Genomic DNA, 23,628 nt, shown 5'->3' with positions numbered 1-23,628 from the left:
AAAAATACTTAACCTTTATCAAAACAAATAATGATAGCCGAATAGACAGGCCTTATAGGTAAGATGCAATAAAAGAAAAAACGACTTAGGGATAAACTAGACACTAGACAAAGATATCTAAATGAGGATTCTTATCATCGCCCTCTTTATCTTCTATCTCTGTCGTGATTTCCTTTTCGGTCTTTTTCCCTTGTTTAGTATATTGCTTAAACGACGGAGAACAGTTTTGCTCTTTGCCATGCTCTTCGTCAGTAGCAATGTAATAAGCGTCATGGTTTTCAAGATGTTCAGGATCGTCTGTTAATTTGCCCGTAGCCGCCTCTTTTAGCAACGCCTTCACTTTCAAAGATTGCGGGCGAATTGGCACAGGCACAACACGTGTTAATTGTGTAGTGAATATATCCATAAATACGCCCCCTTGTTTCAAACAATATGGTTAAGCAATTTGGTCAAGCACTTTATTAAGCACTTTTATCAAGTAAGAAACTTCAACATTAGCGCTGAATAAGTAATCAACTTCAAGTTAAAATGTAGTCAATTTATCGTTTAAGTAAAAGCAAAACTGTTACCTTAACCTTATTATCGACCTGATAAAAATAAGCTTTAATTAAGATTTATAAATTTCTTTCTAGCGCAGGTAAGACGCTAATTGTATATACAAATCAGTATAATATCTTAGACAATAAATTTATAAAACTTTCACATTTAATACTTGCTCAATACCCAAGAACACAGTAATGTAAAGCCCAAGAAACAAATTGAACATTTAGTTGTGTAATATAAGTTTTACACCAGATGAAATCTAACGAGCGAAATAATGAATTTAACCCGAGTTGCCTTCCATCATATTCACCATCATACGGATTAGCCACTCAGGTTTTTACGCTGAGCGGCTATGGGCCTTTCAGCGGTAAACGAAACACATTATGAAAAAGTTTCTAAACCCCCGAAAGAGTCCACTCTCTCGGGGGTTTTATTTTTGAGCAAAATTATTTAGAAACTTTACCAAAAAATTTTACAGGAAATGGACATGACAACAGAAACGCGTCTTCGCATTGCAATGCAAAAATCAGGTCGTTTAAGTGATGACACTCAAGCCCTTCTTAAGCGTTGTGGTTTAAAACTCAACGTATCAGACCGACGTTTACTTGCTCATGTAAGTAACATGCCTATTGATATTATGCGCGTACGTAGCAGCGACATTCCAGGTTTGGTCATGGACGGTGTCTGTGACTTAGGCATAGTTGGCGACAACACCTTAGAAGAAACCGCCTTAGAGCGCGAATTAATGGGTATTGCCTCAGGTTATGTACGCACCACCGGCTTAAATTTTGGTGGCTGTCGCTTTTCATTAGCCATGCCTGAAGAATTTGAATACACCGGTATTGAATGTTTAAACGGGTTACGTTTTGCCACCACTTACCCGCAACTATTAAAGCGCTGGGCAGAAGCGAACAACATTAACGTTGAGTTTTGTTTATTAAAAGGTTCTGTTGAAGTGGCGCCGCGTGTTGGTTTAGCTGATGGTATTTGTGATCTTGTTTCAACCGGTGCCACCTTAGAGGCAAACGGCTTAAAAGAAATTGAAGTGATTTACCGCTCGAAAGCATCACTTATTCAAACTGAAGCGCCATTAAGCGCAGAAAAACAAGAAATTTTAGATACACTTTTACCGCGTATTCAAGGTGTGATGAAAGCCAAAGAAAGCAAATACATCATGCTACACGCACCAAAAGATAAAATTGAGCAAGTCAGCGCATTAATGCCGGGCAAAGAAACACCGACCATTTTACCACTTGCTGGCCGCGACGATATTGTAGCAGTGCACGTAGTTGCCACAGAAACCTTTTTCTGGGAAACCATGGAAGAGTTAAAAGCGCTAGGCTGTAACTCTATTCTTGTAATGCCAATTGAAAAAATGATGGGTTAAGGGTAGTCGTCATGACCACAGAAAAAATTGTTTGGAATGAGTTAAACCAAGCTGAGCAAACAGCAGCACTCGCGCGCCCTGCCATTGCTGATAGCGCCAGCTTATCTTCGCAGGTTGCGGCAATTATTGCGCAAGTTAAAGAAAATGGCGACCAAGCCCTGCTTGATTTAACCGCAAAATTTGATGGCGTTAAGCTAGACAGTTTACAAGTTAGCGCTGAGCAAATTGCCGCAGCAAAAGCCTCATTATCAAGTAAACGTTTGCAAGCGATTGAAACCGCTTATGGGCAAATTAAACGTTTTCATGAGGCACAAGTTGCCAAAGACGTGCACGTTGAAACCTTACCTGGCGTTAATTGCACCTTAAAAACTGAAGCGATAGAAAGTGTTGGTTTATATATTCCTGCTGGCAGTGCGCCTTTGCCATCAACGGTATTAATGCTGGGCGTTCCGGCTAAAATCGCCGGTTGTGATCGCACTGTTTTGGTGTGTCCGCCAAATAAACAAGGTGAGTTAGCCGCTGAAATTTTAGCGGCTGCTGATTTATGTCAAATAGACGAAATTTACGCAGTCGGCGGCGCACAAGCCGTTGCAGCCTTAGCCTTGGGTACTGAAAGTATTAGAGCGGTTAATAAAGTATTTGGCCCAGGTAATAGCTATGTTACCGAAGCAAAAACGCAGTTATCACAACAAGTGCCTGGCTTTACTATTGATATGCCAGCGGGCCCTTCTGAAGTGTTAGTGATTGCTGACAGTGCTGCCCAGCCGAGCTTTATTGCCGCTGATTTATTATCACAAGCTGAACATGGCAGCGATAGCCAAGTAATTTTATTATCAGACAGCCAAGCGGTTATCGATGCAGTTGATGAGGAACTTGCAACACAATTAGCAGTGCTTTCTCGCAAAGAAATTGCCGCACAAGCCTTAGCAAAAAGTCGTTTGATTTTAGTAGAAGACATGCAACAAGCAGCGCTTGTATCAAACCTGTATGGCCCTGAGCACTTAATTATTCAAACAGAAAATAATCAGCAGCTGCTAGCAAACCTACGTAATGCTGGTTCTATTTTTGTGGGTAAATTCACCCCTGAGTCTGCCGGCGATTACGCCAGTGGCACCAATCACGTATTGCCAACATATGGCTATTCAAAGGTGATCAGTAGCTTATCGTTAGCTGATTTTTCACGCCGCTATACCGTGCAAGAATTAACCCGTGAAGGTTTGCAAAGCTTAAGTGAATGCATTATTGAATTAACCGACGCCGAAGGGCTAGATGCACACCAACGCGCCGTAACGATTCGTTTAGAACAAGGAAGCTAAGCCATGACAGATTCAACGAACAGCTTAGTGAATAAACTCGCCCGAACTGAACTTATCGACATGGTGCCGTATCAATCGGCGCGTCGTCTGCAAGCAGGCAATGGCGCATTTAATGAAAAGATTTGGTTAAACGCCAATGAAGCACCGGGCACGGGTGAATATAAAGTGAGTAGCGATTGCATTAATCGTTATCCTGATTTTCAGCCTGATAATTTGCTCGATGCTTATAGCGAATATTGCGCGTTGCCAAAACAGCAAGTACTGGCAACACGCGGCGCTGACGAAGGCATTGAGCTGTTGATCAGAACCTTTTGTACGCCGTATCAAGACAACATTGTTATTTGCCCGCCAACCTATGGTATGTACGCCATTAGCGCAGAAAATCACGGCGCAGGCATTACCAAAGTGCCGTTAATTAATAACGAGCTTGACCTTGACGGTTTAGCTGAGCAAGTGGGTAAAGCAAAAGTTGTTTTTCTTTGCTCACCGGGTAACCCTACAGGTAACTTATTGCCTCATGGTCAAATTAAACAAGCGCTTGAGCTATTTAAAGATGATGCAATCGTGGTAGTTGATGAAGCCTATATTGAATTTGATGCGCAAAAATCGGTTGCTTCATGGTTAAGCGATTATGACAATTTAGTGGTACTGCGCACCCTTTCTAAAGCCTTTGCCCTTGCTGGCCTTCGCTGCGGTTTTACCTTAGCGAGTGAAGCGATTATCACCATGATGAGCAAAGTCATCGCCCCATACCCTATTTCCGCACCTGTTGCCGAAATTGCTAGCCAAGCGTTAAATCAAACGGGTTTAGCCAAAATGAACGCACAAGTTAGCAATGTCATCAGCTTGCGTGAATCATTAATTGATTGGCTTAAAGCACAAGCATGGTGTGAAACCGTATTCCCAAGCGATGCCAACTTTGTTTTATTTAAAACAGCAAAAAAAGATGAAATTTTTAACTTGCTGATGAAACACAACATCTTAATTCGTGACCAATCAAAACAGCAGCAATTAGCCAACTGTTTACGCATAAGCATTGGCAGCGAGCAAGAATTAGAAAGCTTAAAAAAATCCATTAAACTTTATTTTAATGCGAACAATAGCTAATAAAAACAGTAACTGAGAACTAACATGGCACAAGAAAATATTTTATTTATCGACCGTGACGGCACCTTAATTGAAGAGCCAGTCACCGACAAGCAAGTTGATACTTTAGAGAAGTTAGTATTTGAACCGAAAGTTATTCCGGTTTTATTAGCGCTGCAAGCAAAGGGCTACAAGCTAGTAATGGTTTCAAACCAAGACGGCTTAGGTACCGACAGCTACCCTCAAGCTGACTTTGATTTACCACACGATAAAATGATGGATATTTTCTCATCACAAGGTGTGGTATTTGACGACGTTTTATTATGTCCTCATTTTGATGAAGACAACTGCAATTGCCGCAAACCAAAACTTGGTTTAGTCAGCGATTACTTGCAACAAGGCCGCGTTGACTTTGCTAATTCTTATGTGATTGGCGATCGTGAGACCGATATCGGCTTAGCAAAAAACATGGGCATTGTCGGAATTCAATACAACCGCGAAAGCAATAACTGGGACGACATTGAAACGCAGTTATTAAAGCAGCCGCGCGAAGCCACCGTTGTTCGTACCACCAAAGAAACCGACATAAAAGTGAGTGTGAATTTAGACGTTTCTGGCAAAAGTTCAATCAATACCGGCCTTGGCTTTTTTGATCACATGTTAGATCAAATCGCCACACACGGCGGCTTTAGCCTTGATTGCTCAGTGGTTGGCGATTATCACATTGATGATCACCACAGCGTTGAAGACACCGCTCTTGCACTTGGTCAAGCATTAAAAGAAGCACTTGGCGATAAACGCGGTATCGGCCGTTTTGGTTTTGTACTGCCGATGGATGAATGTCGCGCTGAATGTGCGATCGACTTATCAGGTCGTCCTTGGCTTGAATTTGACGCAGAATTTACCGACAGCACGGTTGGTACGATGTCAACACAAATGGTTTCGCACTTTTTCCGCTCATTAGCGGATAGCATGTTAATTACCTTGCACTTATCTACGAGCAAAGGCAATTGTCATCACCAAGTCGAAAGCCTATTTAAAGTCTTTGGTCGCGCCTTAGGCCAAGCTATTTTAGTTAAAGGTAACGACTTGCCTAGCTCGAAAGGAGCCTTGTAGTGGCTAGCACAGATCAAAAATTTGTTATTGTTGATACCGGCTGCGCCAACTTATCTTCGGTGCAATTTGCCGTGCAGCGTTTAGGTTTTACCGCCCAAATTACTGACGATATTGCGCTGATTAAAGCCGCCGACAAAGTGATTTTACCCGGTGTTGGCAATGCCAAACATGCCATGGCCAACATTGACAAAAAAGGCTTAACCGCCACTATTCAAGGCTTAACGCAACCGGTATTAGGCTTTTGTTTAGGCATGCAGTTAATGACGCAAAGCTCCCACGAAGGCAACTTTAGCGGCGAGTTAGAAATTGTCGATTGCTTAAACTTAATACCGACACAAGTAAAACCGTTACAAGCTGATGGCTTGCGTTTACCGCACATGGGTTGGAATACCTTAACCTCGGTTATTGACCACCCAGTATTTGCCGGAATTAAGGCGGGTGAATATTTTTATTTTGTTCACAGTTTTGCCGTTCCTGTCGGTGAGCACACAGCAGCAACTTGTGAATACGGCAGCGAATTTTCAGCCGCGATTGTTAAAAATAACTTTATCGGTTGTCAGTTCCACCCTGAGCGTTCGGGTGCTGCCGGCAGCAAAATTATTAAAAACTTTCTTGAAATGTAAATCCCCGTAAAGCTTCAAATGCCAGCTATTTGAAGCCTTACGTTGATAAAAGCGTAATGCGAAAGCACGGAATTGATGAACATAAAGAGTACTTTTAAATACGCTTGGTTACTCAGAAAGCGCGAAATAGCGACACTTAAACTAATAAAGACAGAGAGCATAAAATTATGATGATCCCAGCAATTGACCTTATTGATGGTCAAGTGGTCCGCTTATTTCAAGGCGATTATCAACAAAAAACCCAATATCAATATACGCCAAAAGAGCGTCAGCAAGTTTATGCTGATGCCGGTGCCACTGTAATGCACTTTGTCGATTTAGACGGCGCAAAAGATAATACCAAACGCCAATTAAGTGTATTACGCACTGTGGTTGACCACCCTAGCATGACCATTCAAGTCGGCGGCGGTATTCGCAGTGAACAAGACGTTAAAGAATTATTAGCCCTTGGCGCTGATCGCGTGGTTATTGGTAGCTTAGCGATTAAAGAGCCGCATCTGGTTCGCCAATGGATTGAAACTTACGGCGGCGATAAAATCGTATTAGCCTTAGATGTGCGCATTGATGAAAACGGCAACAAGCAATTACCGACTCACGGCTGGATAAAAGACAGCGGTGTGACCATTGAAGATTTAGTCGATGACTACATTAAAGTCGGCTTAAAGCACGTATTGTGTACCGACATTTCCAAAGACGGCACGTTAAGCGGCACCAACGTTGATTTATACATTGAGCTTTGTCAAAAATACCCAAGTATTGAGTGGCAAGCATCAGGCGGCATTGGCAGCTTAGATGATATTAAAGCCTTAATTGGCACGGGCGTTAGCGGCGTAATTTTAGGTCGTTCATTGCTTGAAGGGAAGTTCACTTTAGAAGAAGCAATAGCTTGTTGGCCAACGCGTTAATCTTTAGATCCTGTAACGCCATGAGTATATCTAAATACCATCAACATGGTATTTAGATATTTTAAATTATTTCAAAGCTATAATGCTAACCTCTGTACCTTCAAGACTGGTAAATTCACATTTTTATATATACATTCTCTGTAAGTAAAATCTATTAGTAAAACCATCTATTGCTAAAACTATCAATAAGTATGTTATGCACAGCGATAGTTAATAAACTGTCGCTGTGCAATAAGCATCGCCCTACCGAACAAAATCTGTCAGATATGGTGACTATCTTACTAAAACATATTCTTTTCGTACGTTAATTCAAATGCATTAAGCCAAACGCCTTTTGAAGTACCCTGTGGTGAAAAGACAATATTTATAGGGTCTTTGCCGTTTGAACTAAAGTTTAACGAACCTTGACCAGGCTTGCTCCACTGTAATGACTTTCCTTGGCTAACGTCAATCACGCGTTTACCCGATTTTTGCTTAAGCACTTGCGCATATATTTTCTGGCTGTACGGAATTTTATGAATACTTAGTGTTTTAAGCTTCTCTTTATTTGGGTCCATCGAGTCAGTATTTGTTCTTGGTGCGTGGTGAAAGGTTTTTAAGGTATATTTGCCTTTAGGTAAATCGATAAACGACAACTTCAAGCCTTTTTTATCTATAGCTAAAACACCTTCGCCGTAGGTATAACCATTAAAACCGATAACATTCATTTCACCTAACCAACGTAAAAGACCGTCATTAGAAATATTATTTAGTTTGGCAGAAAAGCCACCAAAGGCACTAAATGTTTGTTCAGAAGGTTCGTTATCATTGCCTTCCCATGCAGTCCAACCAAATTGAACTAGCTGCTCAGTTGAGCCAATATCAACTTTCAACGTTTTATAATCCTGAATAGCATAAGCATTCGCTTTTAGCATGTCTGACTCAAACTGAGTACTTTTTATTTTCACACTACTAGCGCGTAAACCTTTGGCTGTTGCTTTCACCGTTATGGTGCCTGGTGAGTAACCGGCACGAATAAGTACTGGCGCGGTGCCTAAACGTACTTTTGCCGGATTAGCATCAATATCAGCGTTATCGCCGATGATAGTTGCATCGCCACGGACACGAAACGACACGTCAACATTAGCATCTTTAATTAACATGCCATTTTTATCAATAATTTCTGCATAGCCAACAACAATATCATTACCATCAGCAATAAACTCACGGTCGGCGCTATCTAAACGTAGACGAATTGAATGAGGTTTACCCGGCGTATAAACCGTCTGTTTAGCCACTTCTTTTCCATCAATAAGACCAATAACCTCCATTTTACCCGGTTGATAAAATTGAACAGGCACTTCAAATGGCGGGTGATCTAAACCTTGGTAAAGTAGAGCCTTAGAAGGTTTAAACTTACCTAATGATTGTCCGTTTAAAACCAGCGCTATTTCTTGAACATTACTGTATACAACAAAATCATCAATACCTTCTTTCCATTCACTATCTACATGTAAATAGGTGCTGTCGCGTAGTTCACTAGGATACCAGTTAATCAGAGGATCTCTGACCGATCTAAATGATGATAAGTATCCTAAACGAGTTCTATCTTCTAAATTGCCAATATCATGAAAAGTATAATAGGCATGTGCTGTCCAAGTTAGTATGCCCGGTATTTTGGCATCGCGTTTATATTCTGCAACAACCGCAGGACCGCCAAAACCTTCCATAGCAAACATTGGTTCATTACGCTTCCAATCACCCGGACCATAAAGCATATTGGCGTAAATATCAGTTAAACCACTAGCTTGCCACCCCGTCCAACGAGAGCTTTGTGACGCAGTTAACCGTGTTGGGTCTTCTTGTTTAATTGCATATTGCATTTGCGGCACATAACCACGGTGATTTATCCCCGCCCCCCAAATAACAACTGACGGATTGTTTCGATTATTGCGCACCATAATCCGGGCTGACTGCTCAAGATTATTCCACCATGCTTTTTCTTTTGGCATAGCGGTCCATGTAGGCGCTTCGGTATAAACTAAAATACCTAACTTATCACATGCTTCAATGAGTGCGTCATCTTGTGGGTAATGGGCGGTACGAACCATATTGAAACCCATTTTTTTAAATTGTTGCATATCTTTAACATGTAAAGAGTCTGGCAATGCATCACCAATATAACCATAATGTTGGTGACGATTAAAACCTACAATTTCAATAGGTTTCCCATTCAATTTAAATCCTAATTCAGGATCAAGTTCAAAGGTACGTAGACCTAAATTATTATCGACCACATCAACCGGCTTACCATTAACCATTACGACAGTATTTACTTTGTACAAATATGGATCATCAACCGACCAAAGCCTAGCATTATTTTCAATACCACCAATTTGATTAAAACTATAATCGCTATTTGCTGCGATCGTTTTTTGCTCGGTTAATCGTTCAACTACAGCACCAGTATGATCAACAATACGATTAATTAAGGTAACGTCTTGCGCAATATTTAATTCATTCTTTACCACAGTTTTTATATTCACAGTGGCATTTAAATTAACTGGGTCAACTGAAGGTGTGGTAATAGTAATACCGGCATTAAGTGCTTCAATATTAAAGCTAACCCGTACTTTATTGGTTTCGACTAAATAGACATCTCGGTATAAACCACCAAACTTGATAAAATCGAATGGACCAGGATCAGGAGGCACGTCTAGTTGCGTAGTATTATCAACACGTAACGTTATTTGATTTGATTTTCCATAGTTAACGGCACGGCTAATATCGAAAATAAAAGGGCTATAGCCACTCACCCTATGTTGGCCAATATGTTGTCCGTTTACCCATAAATCAGTTACTTGGTGCGCCCCTTCAAATTCTAAAAATACTTTTTTATTGCTATTTGAACTGACATTAATTTTATTACGATACCAGCCAACATTGCGTTGAAATGTTTCTTGTACCTTACTATCTCGCACATCATTTAATGACAACGATGTTAAGCTTAAAGTGTGAGGCACCGTAACTTCTTGCCAGTCGCTGTCGTCTATTTTATTAATAAAGTCTTTACTTTCATTGCCTAAATGAAATTTCCACCCCTGTTTTAATATGACTTTTGTTCTATCCGTTACTGGATAACCTTCCTCTAAGGTAGCACTAGCGGCACTGCTTGTTACCAAAAAAAGGCAAATACTCAATAAATACTTAATCATTTTAGTTTTCCGTATTTTATCTTATATAAAAAGTAATATTTAAATATAAAGCAAAGATAGGGATTTATATATTTAAATATCACTAATAAATATCAAATATATAGCGTCAAACGTTTAGCATTTTCTGAATATAGGGAAAATATATAAGCTTTGGCTCTACTGTTCTTTCATTTTGCTCTCTGCTATAGACTAATTTTAAAGATAACAAGGTCAAAAATGAGAAGGCATAAGCAAAATAAAGTGATTTTTTATAGCTCAATATGTTGTTAATTATAAGATTAAAAACATACAAAAATGTGCTAATTAAATATATACTACGCGAATATTATCTCTAATCATTATGAACAAAAGCCCTTTACCTTTTGTGCCAAATTTAAAATAAATCACAAATAACAAAGTTAGAGAACCTTTAATAAATAGTTATATAAAAAGAGAAAATCATAGTGTTAGCCAAACGCATAATACCTTGCTTAGATGTTCGAGATGGAAAAGTCGTTAAGGGTGTAAAATTCCGCAACCATGAAATTATTGGTGATATTGTCCCGCTGGCGCAAAAGTACGCCGAAGCAGGTGCCGACGAATTAGTTTTTTACGATATTACTGCCAGCTCTGACGGTCGCGTAGTAGATAAAAGCTGGGTCAGCAGAATTGCTGAAGTTATTGATATTCCTTTTTGTGTCGCCGGCGGCATAAAAAGCGAAGCTGACGCGCAAGAAATTTTAATGATGGGCGCAGATAAAATCAGTATCAACTCCCCTGCTTTACAAGATCCAAGTTTGATTTCTCGCCTTGCTGATCACTTCGGCCAACAATGTGTTGTTGTTGGTATCGACAGTTTTTTTAATGAAGAAACTGGCGAATACCAAGTGTATCAATTTACTGGCGATGAAACCCGCACCCAGAAAACCAGTTGGACAACGTTTGAGTGGATCAAACATGTGCAGCAATTAGGCGCTGGTGAAATCGTATTAAACTGCATGAACCAAGACGGTGTTCGCCAAGGTTATGATATTGAACAGCTTAAACAAGCTCGTTCGGTATGTAATATCCCGTTAATTGCGTCAGGTGGCGCAGGCGCAATTGAGCACTTTAAAGACGTATACCAACAAGCAGATGTTGACGGCGCACTCGCTGCCAGCGTTTTCCATAAAGGCGTGATCCCGATGGATGAATTAAAAGCCTATTTACGCGATCAACAAGTTGAGATCAGAATATGTTAGTAACTTTAGAAAATAGCCAAGATCTTGCTTGGGCAAAAATGGACAACCTAATTCCTGCCATTATTCAAGATGCGGCAACGGGCGCGGTATTAATGCAAGGTTTTATGAACCAAGAAGCGTTAAGCAAAACCTTAGAAACGGGTAAAGCGACCTTTTTCAGCCGCTCAAAACAGCGTTTATGGATGAAAGGCGAAAGCTCAAATAATACCTTAGATGTGGTACAAGTATTAGCTGACTGCGACCAAGACTGCTTATTAATTGCTGCCAATCCTAATGGACCAACATGTCATTTAAATACCGACTCATGTTTTCCTGAAGAGCAGCTCAGCCAGCAAAACTTTTTAAGCCACTTAGAGCGTTTTGTTGATAAACGAGCTAACGACAGCATTGAAGAAAGCTATACCGCAAAACTACTTTCTCGTGGCACCAATAAAGTGGCACAAAAAGTCGGTGAAGAAGGTGTAGAGGTGGTTATCGCCGCCCTTGCTGAAAGCAAAGAAGAGTTTTTAGGCGAATGTGCTGACTTGTTTTATCACACCTTAGTTTTACTTAAAGATCAAAACATTGCCCTTTCGGAAGTGATGGAAGTGCTGCAGCAGCGTCATAAAAAATAGTCTGTGTTAACACTAACAGTAGATAACATAAGGCACCTTCGGGTGTCTTTTTTGCCTTTTTACTCCATACTAACTATAGCGGTGAACATTAAAAGCAGAGGTAATGATGAAGCTTAGCATTCTCATATTAACTCAGTTAACCATATTCATTTCTTGCCTTTTAGGGCAATTGCCTTTGTACGCTCAAGCAAGTGCCGTATACAGTAATAACCCCGTCCTTATTTATATCCGAGATGATGTTTACTATGACTACCAAGACTTTGTAGCCAAACAAGACGTGCTTGAGATCACAAGCTTTACCGGTAAAAACATTCGCCGCGATGTGGTTGATATGGTCATCGCACAACAAGCGCTTAAGCTAGGCGGTTTTGAATATTCGTTTAAATACATCCCCGGTAAAGTTAATTTTAGAAATACTAAAATGCTAGAAAATGGTCAACTACTGATAAGCTTTGACTCATACTGGCGCAGCGACGCTAAAAAACTTGAGCAGGCCTTGTATATTTCAGACGAAGTTATCCGTAACGGTGATTATATTGCAGGCTTGTATACTAGCCCGAAGAACCTAGCAGCTCTGTCTATAAAAGAAACAAGTGAACTAAGTAAATTTACCGCGGTTTCTACGCCCAAATGGCACACTGACTGGCAAACTCTCTCTCAACTCCCATTAAAAGATCTACATAGAGAAGACGAATGGTTAAGCATGGCGAGAATGGTCAATATGCAATGGGTTGATTTTTTATTAATGCCGTTTCATTCTAGTGACGATAGGTCTTTTATAATGGATAAAATTCATTTAGTCCCGGTTAAAGGTATCGGCGTAGTGCTAAAAGATAGTCGTCACTTTGTTATCAGTAAAAAGCATCCGCTAGGTCAACAGGCAAGTGTCGCAATTAACAAAGGGTTAAAGAAATTAAGAGAGACGGGCGCTATCAAAAAAGCCTATACTGAGGCCGGATTCTTTATCGACCAAACAAGCATTAAACTGCTAAACCCTTAAGATTAACTATTTACCCCATTATTGACTGAGCTTTCACAAAAATATGACCACAACATTAGATTGGCAAGTAAAAACCTTCAAACAACTTAGCACTAAAGAGTTACACGACGTTATTAAGTTGCGTTTAGAAGTATTCGTCGTTGAGCAAAATTGTGTTTATCAAGACTTAGACAATAATGATACCCATGAAAACACCGTTCATGTTTTTGCATATGACGAGGGCGAAGTGGCTGCCTACTTGCGGATTTTACCCAAAGGGTTAACCTACCAAGAATACGTGAGCATTGGCCGTGTGGTTACTTCGGAAAAAGCACGAGGCAAAGCCTTAGGTCACCAACTCATCGCTAAAGGCATAGAGGTTTATCAACAACAGTTTGACCAACAAGCATTAAAAATTTCTGCACAAGAGCATCTGCAAAAATTTTATCAACAACATGGTTTTGTTTCCGTTGGCGAAAGTTACTTAGAAGATGGCATTCCACATATTGGCATGGTTTATCAAAAAAATGCTAACAAGAGCCACGACAAATAGCGGTATATCGTGGCAACTTCAATGGGTTTAATAATAATATTGCACAAACAGCAGCATGATATTTCCCAGCGATAACAATAAAATGGTGCTAAAAGTTAGCATAACACCCGCTATGCGTTGGTAACTGGTACCAATTGATTTATTTAAACCAAAGGCATGGAGTGCGCGCCCCGCTAATAACATACAACCAAAAATATGTACCCAAATAGCATCAGCATGGTTTAGTTCAAATATTAACAGTAAAAATAACGTTATCGGTACATATTCGCCAAAATTACCATGCACTCGAATAGCTTTAGATAAGTCTTCATGACCACCATCACCAATGCCAACTTTATACTTAAATCGTAAGCGAATAACGGCAATAGACAACCAAATAAAGAGTAAACCTAATAAACTTGCATATATTCCAGTAAAAACAAGGTTGGGCATTCTTTTTCCTTAAAGTGAAGATTGAAGCAAATCACCTCTATCTTAGCGCTTTTTACTGACATTTAGCTATAAATTTAAAAGTCTCTCTTCTTGGTTATGCCGGGAACATATAACCTGTGCCTACACGGATGTAGGTACTTAGGTTATGCCGGGACCAAATAACCTGTGCCTACACGGATGTAGGTACTTAGGTTTTGTCTGGAACGTAAAACCTGACCGTTCTTCCTGAACATCGCTGCTCTTTGCCATCCATGGCATCGCAGCATACCGTTCTTCCTGAACATAAAAAGCCCGCAATTGCGGGCTTTAAAAACGTAGTTCAAACAATTAACTTTATCAGTTAAGCAAGCTTGTCACTTAAAATAGCACTTACTGCGTCAACCGCTTGTGTACCGTCAATCGTTAAGTATGTGCAGTTGCCGCTTTGTGCTTCTGCTTGGTAGTATTCAACCAATGGCTTAGTTTGCTCATGGTAAATACCTAAACGCTTACGTACTGTTGCTTCTTCATCGTCAGGACGAATCGTTAACTCTTCACCTGTTTCGTCATCTTGACCTTCTACTTTCGGCGGATTATAAACAATGTGATAAACACGACCTGAAGCAGGGTGAACACGACGGCCGCCCATACGTTCAACAATCACTTCATCTGGAACGTCGAATTCAATTACACTGTCAACATTCACGCCACTTGCTTTCATCGCGTCAGCTTGAGGAATAGTGCGAGGGAAACCATCAAGTAAAAAACCAGCTTTGCAATCGTCTTGTGCAATGCGCTCTTTAACTAAACCGATGATCAACTCATCTGAAACTAATTGACCAGCATCCATCACTTCTTTCGCTTTTTTACCAAGCTCAGTGCCTGCTTTAATTGCAGCACGTAGCATGTCGCCAGTAGAAATTTGTGGAATGCCAAATTTAGCCATTAAAAATTGTGCTTGAGTACCTTTACCAGCCCCTGGTGCACCTAACAAAATAATGCGCATATTGATGTCGCCCTATGATTATTTAAAAGAATTTCGATGACGAATTTTAGGACGTCACTATACAAGTTCATGTGTAAGCACACAAGTAGCTATACAAGACAATGATCAAAAAAGGGGCGTTTTAGCCCCTTTTTTATACTAAAGTCTAGGTTAAAAAACCGCCTCAGTGCTATTTTGTTAAACTAAGCATCAACTTGTTTAAACGTGCAACAAAACTTGCCGGATCTTTCAAGCTACCGCGTTCTGCTAACATCGCTTGTTCAAACAATACTTCAGTCCACTGTTTAAATTGCTCGTCATCTTGCTCATCAGCAACATGTTTGACTAAATCATGTTCAGCGTTAATTTCAAAAATTGGCAACGTCTCTGGCACTTCTTGACCAACCGATTGCATTAACTTCATCATTTGGCTGCTCATGTCGTGCTCGTCAGTAACAATACACGCAGGCGAGTCAGTTAAACGTTGTGATAATTTAACGTCTTTCACCTTGCCTTCAAGCGCAGTTTTAATACGCGCAACCACTGTGTCAAACTCTTGCTCAAGCTTTTCTTGCGCTTCTTTGCTGGCATCATCTTCCATGTCGCCTAAATCTAGGCCGCCACGAGTGACTGATTGCAATTGCTTACCGTCAAACTCAGTTAAGTGGCTCACTAGCCATTCATCGATACGGTCTGAAAGTAATAATACTTCAATGCCTTTTTTGCGGAATACTTCTAAATGCGGGCTGTTTTTCGCCGCTTCAAAGCTATCTGCTACCACATAATAAATTTTATCTTGGCCTTCTTTCATGCGCTCGATGTATTGCGGCAGTGATGCTGATTGCACGGCAGTATCAGCTTCAGTTGAAGCAAAGCGTAATAATTTCGCTACTTGCTCTTTATTAGCAGCATCTTCAGCTGGACCTTCTTTTAATACTTGGCCAAACTCATTCCAGAATGTTTGATATTTTTCAGCGTCTTTATTGCCTAATTTGTCTAACATTTTTAAAACGCGCTTAGTACAACCTTTGCGGATCGCTTGGGTGACTTTGCTGTCTTGTAAAATCTCACGCGATACGTTTAGTGGTAAATCGTTAGAGTCTAATAAGCCTTTAACAAAACGTAAGTACGTTGGCATGAACTGCTCAGCGTCATCCATAATAAAAACGCGTTGCACATATAATTTTAAGCCATGTTGTTTTTCACGGTTGTGTAAATCAAATGGCGCACGTGATGGAATGTATAACAGCGACGTATATTCTGTTTTACCTTCTACGCGGTTGTGTTCCCATAAAAGTGGGTCGCCAAAGTCATGTGAAACATGCTTATAAAATTCTTTGTATTCGTCTTCTGAAACGTCAGCTTTTTCACGAGTCCAAAGTGCTGTGGCTTTGTTTACTGCATTCCACTCGGCAGGTTTTTCCGGCTGTGCTTCAACCGCTGGTACTGTTACGTTGCCTTCTTCATCTTTTACTTCTTCAACCGCTTCAACTGCAGGTACCGCTTCAGTTAACATTTCAACCGAAACAGAAATGTGATCTGAGTATTTAGTAACAATCGACTTTAAGCGCCAATCATCAGCAAATTCGCTTTCATCTTCTTTTAAATGAAGAATAATATCGGTACCACGGTTTGACTTGTTAATTTTAGCGGTAGTGAATTCGCCTTCGCCTTCACTTACCCATTCAACACCGTCAGCTGCGTCAACACCAGCAGCGCGAGAGCGAACCGTTACTTTATCAGCAACAATAAATGCCGAGTAAAAACCAACACCGAACTGACCAATTAATTGTGAATCAGAGGCTTGGTCGCCTGATAATTGTGAGAAAAATTCAGCTGTGCCAGACTTTGCAATCGTTCCTAAATGCTCAACGATTTGGTCGTGCGTCATACCAATACCGTTATCTGAAATGGTCACGGTATTATTTTCTTTGTCAGCACTTACACGAACACGAAGCTCGCCATCACCTTCGTAAAGGTTGGCATCTTGTAGGGCTTTAAAACGTAATTTATCTGATGCATCAGCTGCGTTTGATACTAACTCACGTAAAAAGATCTCTTTATTTGAGTAAAGTGAGTGGATCATTAATTGAAGTAATTGTTTTACTTCCGTTTGAAAACCATGAACTTCTTTTTGACCTGTCTCAGACATCTGAAACTTCTCCTATCTGAATTTTACAATTAAGCTAATACTTTACCGCTTCCCTTGGTGGCAAGCGTTAAAGAAAAATTGGTGACTTGAAGGCTATATTCACTTCAAAGCTATTGAAAAGGTGGGGGTGGGGTTAAAAAATTCAAGGGAAAATTATCAGGAAAGTGAAATTAGCTGATAATTTTCATGGGTAAAATCGCTAAAGATTGTAGTTTTTACGGCCTGAAAGCGCGTGCGATAAGGTATTTCCGTCAACATATTCAAGTTCGCCACCAACAGGTACGCCGTGAGCGATGCGAGAAATTTCGACCTGATATTTCATCGCTAATTCAGCGATATAATGCGCAGTCGCTTCACCTTCAACCGTTGGGTTAGTGGCTAAAATCACTTCGCTAATATCATCATTGGCTAACTGGTTCGCAAGTACATCCAGCCCTAAATCGTCAGGACCAATACCGTCTATCGGTGACAAGTGCCCCATCAAAACAAAATATAAGCCGTGAAATTCGCCTGTTTGCTCTATCGCAATGACATCGGCAGGGGTTTCAACAATACAAAGCTGGCCTTTCATTTTCCGCTTTTCACTTTGGCAAATTTCACACAAAGTTTGCTCGGTAAAGTTGCGACAAGACTGACAATGACCAACATCAAGCATGGCTTTTTCAAGCGAATGCGCTAATTTAGCACCGCCTCGGCGATTACGTTCAAGTAAATGAAACGCCATCCGCTGGGCCGATTTTGCGCCAACGCCAGGTAAACATTTAAATGAATCGATAAGCTCTTGTACTAAAGGAGAAAACTTCATAATTAGCTCTAAAAGGTCACTAAAACGGCATTAATAATGCCGCTAGTGTATGAATAAAGGAAGGTGTGAACAAGTTATTATTAACAGAGAACTCGCTAGCGTATGTTACGGGTCTAAAAAAACTTACTGAACATTAACCGTGCGCTAATATTGTGGTTTTGATCAACCAACGGGCTGTCAGCAATAACATCATCATAGCGGGTATAATCGATGGCAAACATGGTAAAGCCGCTAAAAAATATTGGCGTAGCAACTGAAAATCCAATACGCGTATTTACCGCAGACTTACCTTGATATTGATAGGTTAATTCATTAGTTTCATTTGCTTTTACGCCGTAATAATAATCGACATGTTTGTCATCTAAATAGCTCAGTGAAATACTAGGTTCAACAAATACCGGACCATAACGAAATACTCGGCCTAAATCGGCAGTTAATTCGTAGCCACCAGAGCGATTTAATACATCAAACATGCTTTTAACACTCACTTTCCAGTCACGTTTTTCGTATTGAATACCAAGACCCGCGTCCATTGAAAATCTACGATCAGCCATATTTTCAAACACGGCACTGTCGCTTTCGTCAAAGCCTTGAAAGCGTGGCGCCGCTTGTACGGTAAACTCTACATCGTTGAACTGAGCAAGTTCGTAACTAACAAACGGCCCTAAAATACTGAGTTTTTCACTGCGATAACCAATAATAGGCAATGGAATGACGCGATAGTCATAGCCTTGATAAATTTCTTGATTTATCCCTAAACCAAAGCCATATAAAAAACCGTTCGGTTCAATGCGCTCTCGGGCATCACCGCGATTGTCAGTTTCAGCATTAACAGAGTTAGCCACAAATGTGGTTAAGGCAATAAGGCAAAGTAGAAGTTTTTTCATAGGTTCTCGAATAAGTTGTTATTACTTAAGTTATCAAATTAGGTTACTAATATTAGATGACCAATATTAGTAAACTAATTTGATGTGAAAAATGCTTAATAGATATCGCCAATAAACTCTAACTGGGTAAGATAAATACGCAAATCCAATTCCAATTGGTGATAGTCGGGCAGCATGTGCTGGCATAATTTGTAAAACGCCTTGTTATGGTCTTTTTCCTTTAAATGGGCAAGTTCGTGCACCACAATCATATTGAGGAAAGCTTCAGGTGATTTTCTAAACGTACTGCCAATTCGTATTTCATTTTTACTTTTTAATTTACCGCCCTGCACACGTGATACATAAGTATGCAAACCAAGTGCATTATTGATGATATGAATTTTGTCATCAAACTTTACTTGGCTAAGTGGCGCAGATTTTTTCAAATACTGATTTTTAATGGTATTGGTATAACTGCGCAACGCCTTGTCAGTGGTAACTTGATGACAGTTAGGATATTTCGCTAACAAATACTTAGCGACAGTTTTATTTGCCAACATTTGCTCAACTTGCTGCTGAATGGTTGGTGAATACGCACTAAGGTACTTTAACGCTGATGTCATAACTTTAATGACCTACAAAACATAAAAAGCGGAGCCGAGCTCCGCAAATAAGGCGCACATTATAGCGCCTAAGCCACTACAACGTAAAACTATTTTCGAGCAACAAGGTGCACCGTACTGGTTGCACGCTCTAAAAATGCCCCTTCGCAATAGGCAAAATAATACAGCCATAAACGTTTAAACTGTTCATCAAATCCGAAGGTTTTTATCTCATTCCAATTGGCTAAAAACGCTATGCGCCAATCATTTAAGGTTCTCGCATAATCTAAGCCGATATCATCAATTGATTCCATTTCCATAGCGGTATATTGGTCTAAATGTTCCGTTAACACAGAGACTGATGGTAAAAATCCGCCGGGGAAAATATAACGCTGAATAAAATCAACGTTATTTTTATAGTAGTCAAAACGTTTATCGGCGATGGTTATCGACTGAATAAGTAGTTTGCCACCGGGCTTTAATCGCTCGTTGCATTGCTTAAAAAAGCTCGGCAGGTATTCACACCCTACCGCTTCAATCATTTCAACCGACACCACTTTATCGAACTGACCCGTTAATTGGCGGTAGTCTTTTTTAAGCAGAGTGATCTGCTTATCTAAACCCAGTTCTTTAACACGTTGCTGAGCATACTCATACTGAGCGTCGGAAATTGTCGTGGTAGTAACTTTACAGCCATAGTGCTCGGCAGCATAGATTGCTAAGCCGCCCCAGCCGGTGCCAATTTCCAGTAAATGGTCGTTAGCGTTTAATTCTAGACGCTGACAAATTAGCTTGAGTTTGTGTTGCTGAGCTTGCGCCAAGCTAGCATCAGCTGATGGATAAATCGCTGAAGAATACATCATTTGTGGGTCCAAAAAACGCGTATAAAGCTCATTGCTTAAATCATAGTGAGCTAATATATTGCGTTTTGAACCTCGCTCGGTATTGCGATTTTTACGATGAAACAAAGCGTTTTTAATACGAATTAACCAAGCATTTTTGCTCTCAAGCGTATCTGTTTGTTGTTGTGCTCGGGCAAATATTTGAATCACTTTGGTGAGGTTTGGGCTAGTCCACTTACCGTCGATAAAGGCTTGAGCGGCGCCAATACTACCGCCTTTGATGAAATCGCGATAAACGCTAGGGTCGTGAATAATAATTTTGCCGTTTACGCCGCCATTTTCATGTGCGGGGAAAAAGTAATGCTGACTCGCTTCAACAATTTCCAGCCGACCATAGTCAAGTTTACCTAATACTGAGAATAATAGTGTTCTACAGCGCTTATCAAACCAAGAAACCGTTTGCGCCTTTGCAATATCAACCACTTGTTCCACGATTAACTCCTTAATATTCTTGCATTAAATTGGCCGCATTAACTTATGTTAATTTATTGCAGCTCACTTTATTTTGTACGTGCTGGGTGTCCAATAAAAGGGACACGCTTTATAAAAAGTGTTAAAGCTTGCCAGTAAATACCGGCCACAACTTTCAAGGTCATTGCTGGTAAGGTGCACCACACTCGCCATAAACTTTGTTGACTAAAACCTTGTTTTTTCATCGCTAAACTTGCTTCAAAAACTTTGTGATTATTTTTGTCTGCTTGTTCAGTGCCCGATGAAGATCGCCAGTTTTCAATATGAACTAATACTTGTTCACGCGACATTTCAGGAGGCTTAACACGCCAATGATACTGCATGTTCAAATCCATAAAAGGCGATACATGAAAGTCTTTATCGCTCGGTTTAGGCGCGTTAACGTCAACCAAATAATAGTGTCGTTCGTTCCAAGGGGTGTTGCTGACTTCAACCAACATGTCTGTGCAATTGTTATGCTCGTCGTAGCAAAAATAAAAATTTGCCGGACTAAAATACAAACCCAAACAACGTGCTTGTACAAGCATAACCACCTTAGCGATAGTGTGCTTTCCACCTAACTTGCTCACTTTATTGGTTATACGTGTTTTAAGTGGCCCCGGTTCACTTTTTACATAATCTTTTTCAACAAAGCGCACGGGGCGGTACCATTGTTCGCCAAAAATACCAAGGTTAGGTACTTTTTCCGTCATTTCATCAACATCGAGCGCGAGCATATAAAGCGAATAATTAAAGCTATGCTGATGTTCACCAAATCGTCGATGACGAATATTGCCAACATAAACGCTGCTACCAAGAGAATTAGCTGGCATGAGAGGTCTCAGCTTGTTTTACCTGATTATTCTGATTAGCATCAGGCACTGTTTCCTTAGTTTTATCAGGGCAAGCCTTAGCAAATTGTTTTAGGTAACAATTAAAACGCGCGGCAACATCAACCGCACTTCGCACGCCATCTTCATGGAAGCCACTATACCAATAGGCACCAGCAAAATGGGTCTGACGATGACCACAAATAGTTTTACGTTGCTGCTGAGCTTTCATCGAATTAACACTAAACATTGGGTGATGGTAGGTAAACCGCGCTAATATTTTATCTGTTTCAATATCATCAGCTTGGTTTAAGGTGACACAAAAAGTATCATCACTTTTCATCCCTTGTAGAATATTCATATTGTAGGTAACGCTAGCAGGTTTAGTCCTGTCTGCACTCAGCTGATAATTCCAACTTGCCCATGCCTTTTTGCGTTTTGGCAGTAAAGCGGTATCGGTATGCAAGACCACAGAATTGGCGCTATATGGCATCGCTGATAATACTCGTTTTTCATCATCGCTAGCATCTTTTAACAGCGCCAGCGCCTGGTCTGAATGACAAGCGATCACCACTTCATCAAATTCTTGCATGGCTGAGTTATCAAAATGCAGTTGTACTTTATCGTTTTCACGGGTAATAAATACGATGTTAGCATTGGTTTGAATATGCTCAGCAAAGCTTTGCGTTAATGGCGCTAAATAACTGCGCGAGCCATTGGGAATAACATACCACTGCGGTCTGTCTTTAATATTTAGTAAGCCATGATGATGAAAAAAACGTACAAAAAATTGGAATTGAAAGCCGGCCATTTCATCCAAAGAGCACGACCAAATTGCCGCTCCCATGGGTAAAATATAATGCTGAGCAAAAAATTGATTAAATTTATGTTTGGCCAAAAAATCTGCCAACGTAAAATTATCACTAAAATTATTGCGACTAAATGCCTGTTTACACAATTTATTAAACCGCAAAATATCGGCAATTAAGCGCCAGAACTGCCAACGAAAGATATTACGCTTTTGCGCAAATAAGCTTGATAGGCTGTGACCGTTATATTCCAAGCCTGTTTGACAATTGTGCACCGAAAAACTCATTTGTGTTTCTTGCTTACCAATGCCTAATTCAGCCAGCAACGCTAAATAATTAGGATAGGTTCGGTTGTTAAACACGATAAATCCGGTATCTATGGCGTAATCTTGCCCTTTTAATTGCACGTCAACCGTTGCCGTGTGTCCGCCAATACGATCGCTCTTTTCAAATACCGTAACATTGTGCTTTTTAGCCAATAAATACGCGGCTGTCAGGCCTGAAATACCTGTACCGATCACTGCGATATTTTTCATTATTGCGTGCTCCTTTGATGCAACGACTGCCAAACAAATGTTGGTAATATCGCCATCAACTTTAAGAAATAGGTGAACTTTTTTGGGAAGTGTAAATATTTTTTTCGTGCGTTAACGCCTGAAAAAATGGCCTGTGCCGCCTGTTCACTCGAGATAATGCACGGCATGTGGAAATCGTTTTTTTCCGTTAACGGCGTTTTAATAAAACCAGGGTGCACTAAAGTGACATCGATTAAATGAGGTTTTAAATCAACGCGCAAGCTATTCGCTAAATAATCAACGCCCGCTTTTGATGCGCCATAGGCCTGAGCGCGAGAAAATGGCAGTAAAGTCGCGCTTGAGCTGATAAATACCAGTTGGCCGTTAGTATTAACTTTGGGTAAAAAGTATTGCAACAACCAGCCTAAAGAAATTAAGTTGGTATGAATAATATCGCTAAAGACTTGGCCGTTAAACTGCCGTACATCGTCAATATAAGCACAATCGCCAGCGTTTAAAATTAATAGATCAAGCTCAGCAATTTTTGTGGCGGCATTAGCGACTTCATCATTGTTGTTAACATCAAAAGTCAACACAGTTAACTGCGAATGTTGCTGCGAAAATTGCTGGCTAAGTTGCGTTAACTTATCTGTGTTTCGTCCACACGCAATAACGTGGTAGCCCTCGTGCAAGTAGCGTTGGCACAGCGATTTACCAATGCCAGAAGTTGCACCAGTGATTAATACTTTTTTCACGCGAGTCATA

Annotated in this window: 22 protein-coding genes; 10 read left to right on the top strand and 12 right to left on the bottom strand. The window is 40.4% G+C overall.

Going from position 1 to position 23,628, the window contains the following annotated elements:
* Positions 1–103 precede the first annotated feature (103 nt).
* Positions 104–406 (bottom strand): hypothetical protein, encoded by a 303-nt coding sequence (locus ACRRSQ_RS01560; protein ID WP_440873926.1) that lies wholly within the window; start codon positions 404–406, stop codon positions 104–106.
* Positions 407–1,030: 624 nt separating this feature from the next.
* Here ACRRSQ_RS01560 and hisG point away from each other — a divergent pair.
* The 6 genes from hisG (at position 1,031) to hisA (ending at position 6,976) form a co-directional block, all read left to right on the top strand.
* Positions 1,031–1,930 (top strand): ATP phosphoribosyltransferase, encoded by a 900-nt coding sequence (gene hisG, locus ACRRSQ_RS01555; RefSeq protein WP_440873925.1) that lies wholly within the window; start codon positions 1,031–1,033, stop codon positions 1,928–1,930.
* An 11-nt stretch (positions 1,931–1,941) separates the two neighbouring features.
* On the top strand, positions 1,942–3,246 hold the full coding sequence (hisD, locus tag ACRRSQ_RS01550; RefSeq protein ID WP_440873924.1) for a histidinol dehydrogenase: 1,305 nt from the start codon (positions 1,942–1,944) through the stop codon (positions 3,244–3,246).
* Between the two features lie 3 nt (positions 3,247–3,249).
* Positions 3,250–4,353, top strand: coding sequence for a histidinol-phosphate transaminase (gene hisC / locus ACRRSQ_RS01545; RefSeq protein WP_440873923.1), 1,104 nt, complete (start codon positions 3,250–3,252; stop codon positions 4,351–4,353).
* A 24-nt stretch (positions 4,354–4,377) separates the two neighbouring features.
* A complete protein-coding gene (gene hisB / locus ACRRSQ_RS01540; RefSeq protein WP_440873922.1) occupies positions 4,378–5,448 on the top strand; it encodes a bifunctional histidinol-phosphatase/imidazoleglycerol-phosphate dehydratase HisB in 1,071 nt (356 codons plus the stop codon).
* Entirely contained in the window at positions 5,448–6,071 is a 624-nt protein-coding gene (gene hisH / locus ACRRSQ_RS01535) for an imidazole glycerol phosphate synthase subunit HisH (RefSeq protein WP_440873921.1), read from the top strand. The genes hisB and hisH overlap by 1 nt, the downstream gene beginning before the upstream one ends.
* Before the next feature lie 167 nt (positions 6,072–6,238).
* Positions 6,239–6,976, top strand: coding sequence for a 1-(5-phosphoribosyl)-5-[(5-phosphoribosylamino)methylideneamino]imidazole-4-carboxamide isomerase (gene hisA, locus ACRRSQ_RS01530; RefSeq protein ID WP_440873920.1), 738 nt, complete (start codon positions 6,239–6,241; stop codon positions 6,974–6,976).
* 281 nt (positions 6,977–7,257) lie between these two features.
* On the opposite strand, the gene ACRRSQ_RS01525 is transcribed toward hisA, so the two are convergent.
* Positions 7,258–10,170, bottom strand: a complete 2,913-nt coding sequence (locus ACRRSQ_RS01525) for a glycoside hydrolase family 2 protein (protein WP_440873919.1) — start codon at positions 10,168–10,170, stop codon at positions 7,258–7,260.
* Between the two features lie 443 nt (positions 10,171–10,613).
* On the opposite strand from ACRRSQ_RS01525, the gene hisF reads away from it, so the two are divergent.
* The 4 genes from hisF (at position 10,614) to ACRRSQ_RS01505 (ending at position 13,536) form a co-directional block, all read left to right on the top strand.
* Positions 10,614–11,390: an imidazole glycerol phosphate synthase subunit HisF gene (gene hisF, locus ACRRSQ_RS01520; RefSeq protein WP_440873918.1), complete on the top strand. Its 777-nt coding sequence runs from the start codon at positions 10,614–10,616 to the stop codon at positions 11,388–11,390.
* Positions 11,384–12,004 carry a bifunctional phosphoribosyl-AMP cyclohydrolase/phosphoribosyl-ATP diphosphatase HisIE gene (hisIE, locus tag ACRRSQ_RS01515; protein WP_440873917.1) on the top strand — a complete coding sequence of 207 codons (621 nt, stop codon included), beginning with the start codon at positions 11,384–11,386 and terminating at the stop codon, positions 12,002–12,004. Before hisF ends, hisIE begins: the two co-directional genes overlap by 7 nt.
* Before the next feature lie 103 nt (positions 12,005–12,107).
* Positions 12,108–13,004, top strand: a complete 897-nt coding sequence (locus ACRRSQ_RS01510) for a hypothetical protein (protein ID WP_440873916.1) — start codon at positions 12,108–12,110, stop codon at positions 13,002–13,004.
* A gap of 43 nt (positions 13,005–13,047) precedes the next feature.
* Positions 13,048–13,536: a GNAT family N-acetyltransferase gene (locus ACRRSQ_RS01505; RefSeq protein WP_440873915.1), complete on the top strand. Its 489-nt coding sequence runs from the start codon at positions 13,048–13,050 to the stop codon at positions 13,534–13,536.
* A 27-nt stretch (positions 13,537–13,563) separates the two neighbouring features.
* Here the strand turns inward: ACRRSQ_RS01505 and ACRRSQ_RS01500 are convergent, their stop codons facing one another.
* The 10 genes from ACRRSQ_RS01500 to ACRRSQ_RS01455 all read right to left on the bottom strand — a co-directional run bounded on the left by ACRRSQ_RS01500 (position 13,564) and on the right by ACRRSQ_RS01455 (position 23,627).
* Positions 13,564–13,968 (bottom strand): MAPEG family protein, encoded by a 405-nt coding sequence (locus tag ACRRSQ_RS01500; RefSeq protein ID WP_440873914.1) that lies wholly within the window; start codon positions 13,966–13,968, stop codon positions 13,564–13,566.
* 340 nt (positions 13,969–14,308) lie between these two features.
* Positions 14,309–14,953: an adenylate kinase gene (adk, locus tag ACRRSQ_RS01495; protein ID WP_440873913.1), complete on the bottom strand. Its 645-nt coding sequence runs from the start codon at positions 14,951–14,953 to the stop codon at positions 14,309–14,311.
* A gap of 169 nt (positions 14,954–15,122) precedes the next feature.
* Positions 15,123–17,084, bottom strand: a complete 1,962-nt coding sequence (htpG, locus tag ACRRSQ_RS01490; RefSeq protein ID WP_440873912.1) for a molecular chaperone HtpG — start codon at positions 17,082–17,084, stop codon at positions 15,123–15,125.
* Between the two features lie 199 nt (positions 17,085–17,283).
* Positions 17,284–17,889 carry a recombination mediator RecR gene (gene recR / locus ACRRSQ_RS01485; RefSeq protein ID WP_440873911.1) on the bottom strand — a complete coding sequence of 202 codons (606 nt, stop codon included), beginning with the start codon at positions 17,887–17,889 and terminating at the stop codon, positions 17,284–17,286.
* Positions 17,890–18,002: 113 nt separating this feature from the next.
* On the bottom strand, positions 18,003–18,776 hold the full coding sequence (locus ACRRSQ_RS01480; protein WP_440873910.1) for a MipA/OmpV family protein: 774 nt from the start codon (positions 18,774–18,776) through the stop codon (positions 18,003–18,005).
* Between the two features lie 95 nt (positions 18,777–18,871).
* A complete protein-coding gene (locus ACRRSQ_RS01475; protein WP_440873909.1) occupies positions 18,872–19,378 on the bottom strand; it encodes a YgjP-like metallopeptidase domain-containing protein in 507 nt (168 codons plus the stop codon).
* 89 nt (positions 19,379–19,467) lie between these two features.
* Entirely contained in the window at positions 19,468–20,691 is a 1,224-nt protein-coding gene (locus ACRRSQ_RS01470) for a class I SAM-dependent methyltransferase (protein WP_440873908.1), read from the bottom strand.
* 68 nt (positions 20,692–20,759) lie between these two features.
* Complete coding sequence (locus ACRRSQ_RS01465; RefSeq protein ID WP_440873907.1) at positions 20,760–21,542, bottom strand: DUF1365 domain-containing protein; 783 nt, start codon at positions 21,540–21,542, stop codon at positions 20,760–20,762.
* Positions 21,532–22,884, bottom strand: a complete 1,353-nt coding sequence (locus tag ACRRSQ_RS01460) for an NAD(P)/FAD-dependent oxidoreductase (RefSeq protein WP_440873906.1) — start codon at positions 22,882–22,884, stop codon at positions 21,532–21,534. The genes ACRRSQ_RS01465 and ACRRSQ_RS01460 overlap by 11 nt, the downstream gene beginning before the upstream one ends.
* Positions 22,884–23,627 carry an SDR family NAD(P)-dependent oxidoreductase gene (locus ACRRSQ_RS01455; protein WP_440873905.1) on the bottom strand — a complete coding sequence of 248 codons (744 nt, stop codon included), beginning with the start codon at positions 23,625–23,627 and terminating at the stop codon, positions 22,884–22,886. Before ACRRSQ_RS01455 ends, ACRRSQ_RS01460 begins: the two co-directional genes overlap by 1 nt.
* Position 23,628 lies beyond the last annotated feature (1 nt).

The sequence above is a fragment of the Thalassotalea sp. PLHSN55 genome, assembly GCF_052030545.1.
In the GTDB taxonomy this organism is placed as follows: domain Bacteria; phylum Pseudomonadota; class Gammaproteobacteria; order Enterobacterales; family Alteromonadaceae; genus CANMXU01.
The sequence above is the reverse complement of the archived record's forward strand: the minus strand, read 5'-3'. Positions and strand labels throughout refer to the sequence as shown.

Coding starts and splice junctions, on each gene's coding strand:
- ACRRSQ_RS01560 (WP_440873926.1), bottom strand. CDS start 406: ATGGATATATTCACTACACAATTAACACGTGTTGTGCCTGTGCCAATT.
- hisG (WP_440873925.1), top strand. CDS start 1,031: ATGACAACAGAAACGCGTCTTCGCATTGCAATGCAAAAATCAGGTCGT.
- hisD (WP_440873924.1), top strand. CDS start 1,942: ATGACCACAGAAAAAATTGTTTGGAATGAGTTAAACCAAGCTGAGCAA.
- hisC (WP_440873923.1), top strand. CDS start 3,250: ATGACAGATTCAACGAACAGCTTAGTGAATAAACTCGCCCGAACTGAA.
- hisB (WP_440873922.1), top strand. CDS start 4,378: ATGGCACAAGAAAATATTTTATTTATCGACCGTGACGGCACCTTAATT.
- hisA (WP_440873920.1), top strand. CDS start 6,239: ATGATGATCCCAGCAATTGACCTTATTGATGGTCAAGTGGTCCGCTTA.
- ACRRSQ_RS01525 (WP_440873919.1), bottom strand. CDS start 10,170: ATGATTAAGTATTTATTGAGTATTTGCCTTTTTTTGGTAACAAGCAGT.
- hisIE (WP_440873917.1), top strand. CDS start 11,384: ATGTTAGTAACTTTAGAAAATAGCCAAGATCTTGCTTGGGCAAAAATG.
- ACRRSQ_RS01510 (WP_440873916.1), top strand. CDS start 12,108: ATGATGAAGCTTAGCATTCTCATATTAACTCAGTTAACCATATTCATT.
- ACRRSQ_RS01505 (WP_440873915.1), top strand. CDS start 13,048: ATGACCACAACATTAGATTGGCAAGTAAAAACCTTCAAACAACTTAGC.
- ACRRSQ_RS01500 (WP_440873914.1), bottom strand. CDS start 13,968: ATGCCCAACCTTGTTTTTACTGGAATATATGCAAGTTTATTAGGTTTA.
- adk (WP_440873913.1), bottom strand. CDS start 14,953: ATGCGCATTATTTTGTTAGGTGCACCAGGGGCTGGTAAAGGTACTCAA.
- htpG (WP_440873912.1), bottom strand. CDS start 17,084: ATGTCTGAGACAGGTCAAAAAGAAGTTCATGGTTTTCAAACGGAAGTA.
- recR (WP_440873911.1), bottom strand. CDS start 17,889: ATGAAGTTTTCTCCTTTAGTACAAGAGCTTATCGATTCATTTAAATGT.
- ACRRSQ_RS01480 (WP_440873910.1), bottom strand. CDS start 18,776: ATGAAAAAACTTCTACTTTGCCTTATTGCCTTAACCACATTTGTGGCT.
- ACRRSQ_RS01475 (WP_440873909.1), bottom strand. CDS start 19,378: ATGACATCAGCGTTAAAGTACCTTAGTGCGTATTCACCAACCATTCAG.
- ACRRSQ_RS01465 (WP_440873907.1), bottom strand. CDS start 21,542: ATGCCAGCTAATTCTCTTGGTAGCAGCGTTTATGTTGGCAATATTCGT.
- ACRRSQ_RS01460 (WP_440873906.1), bottom strand. CDS start 22,884: ATGAAAAATATCGCAGTGATCGGTACAGGTATTTCAGGCCTGACAGCC.
- ACRRSQ_RS01455 (WP_440873905.1), bottom strand. CDS start 23,627: ATGACTCGCGTGAAAAAAGTATTAATCACTGGTGCAACTTCTGGCATT.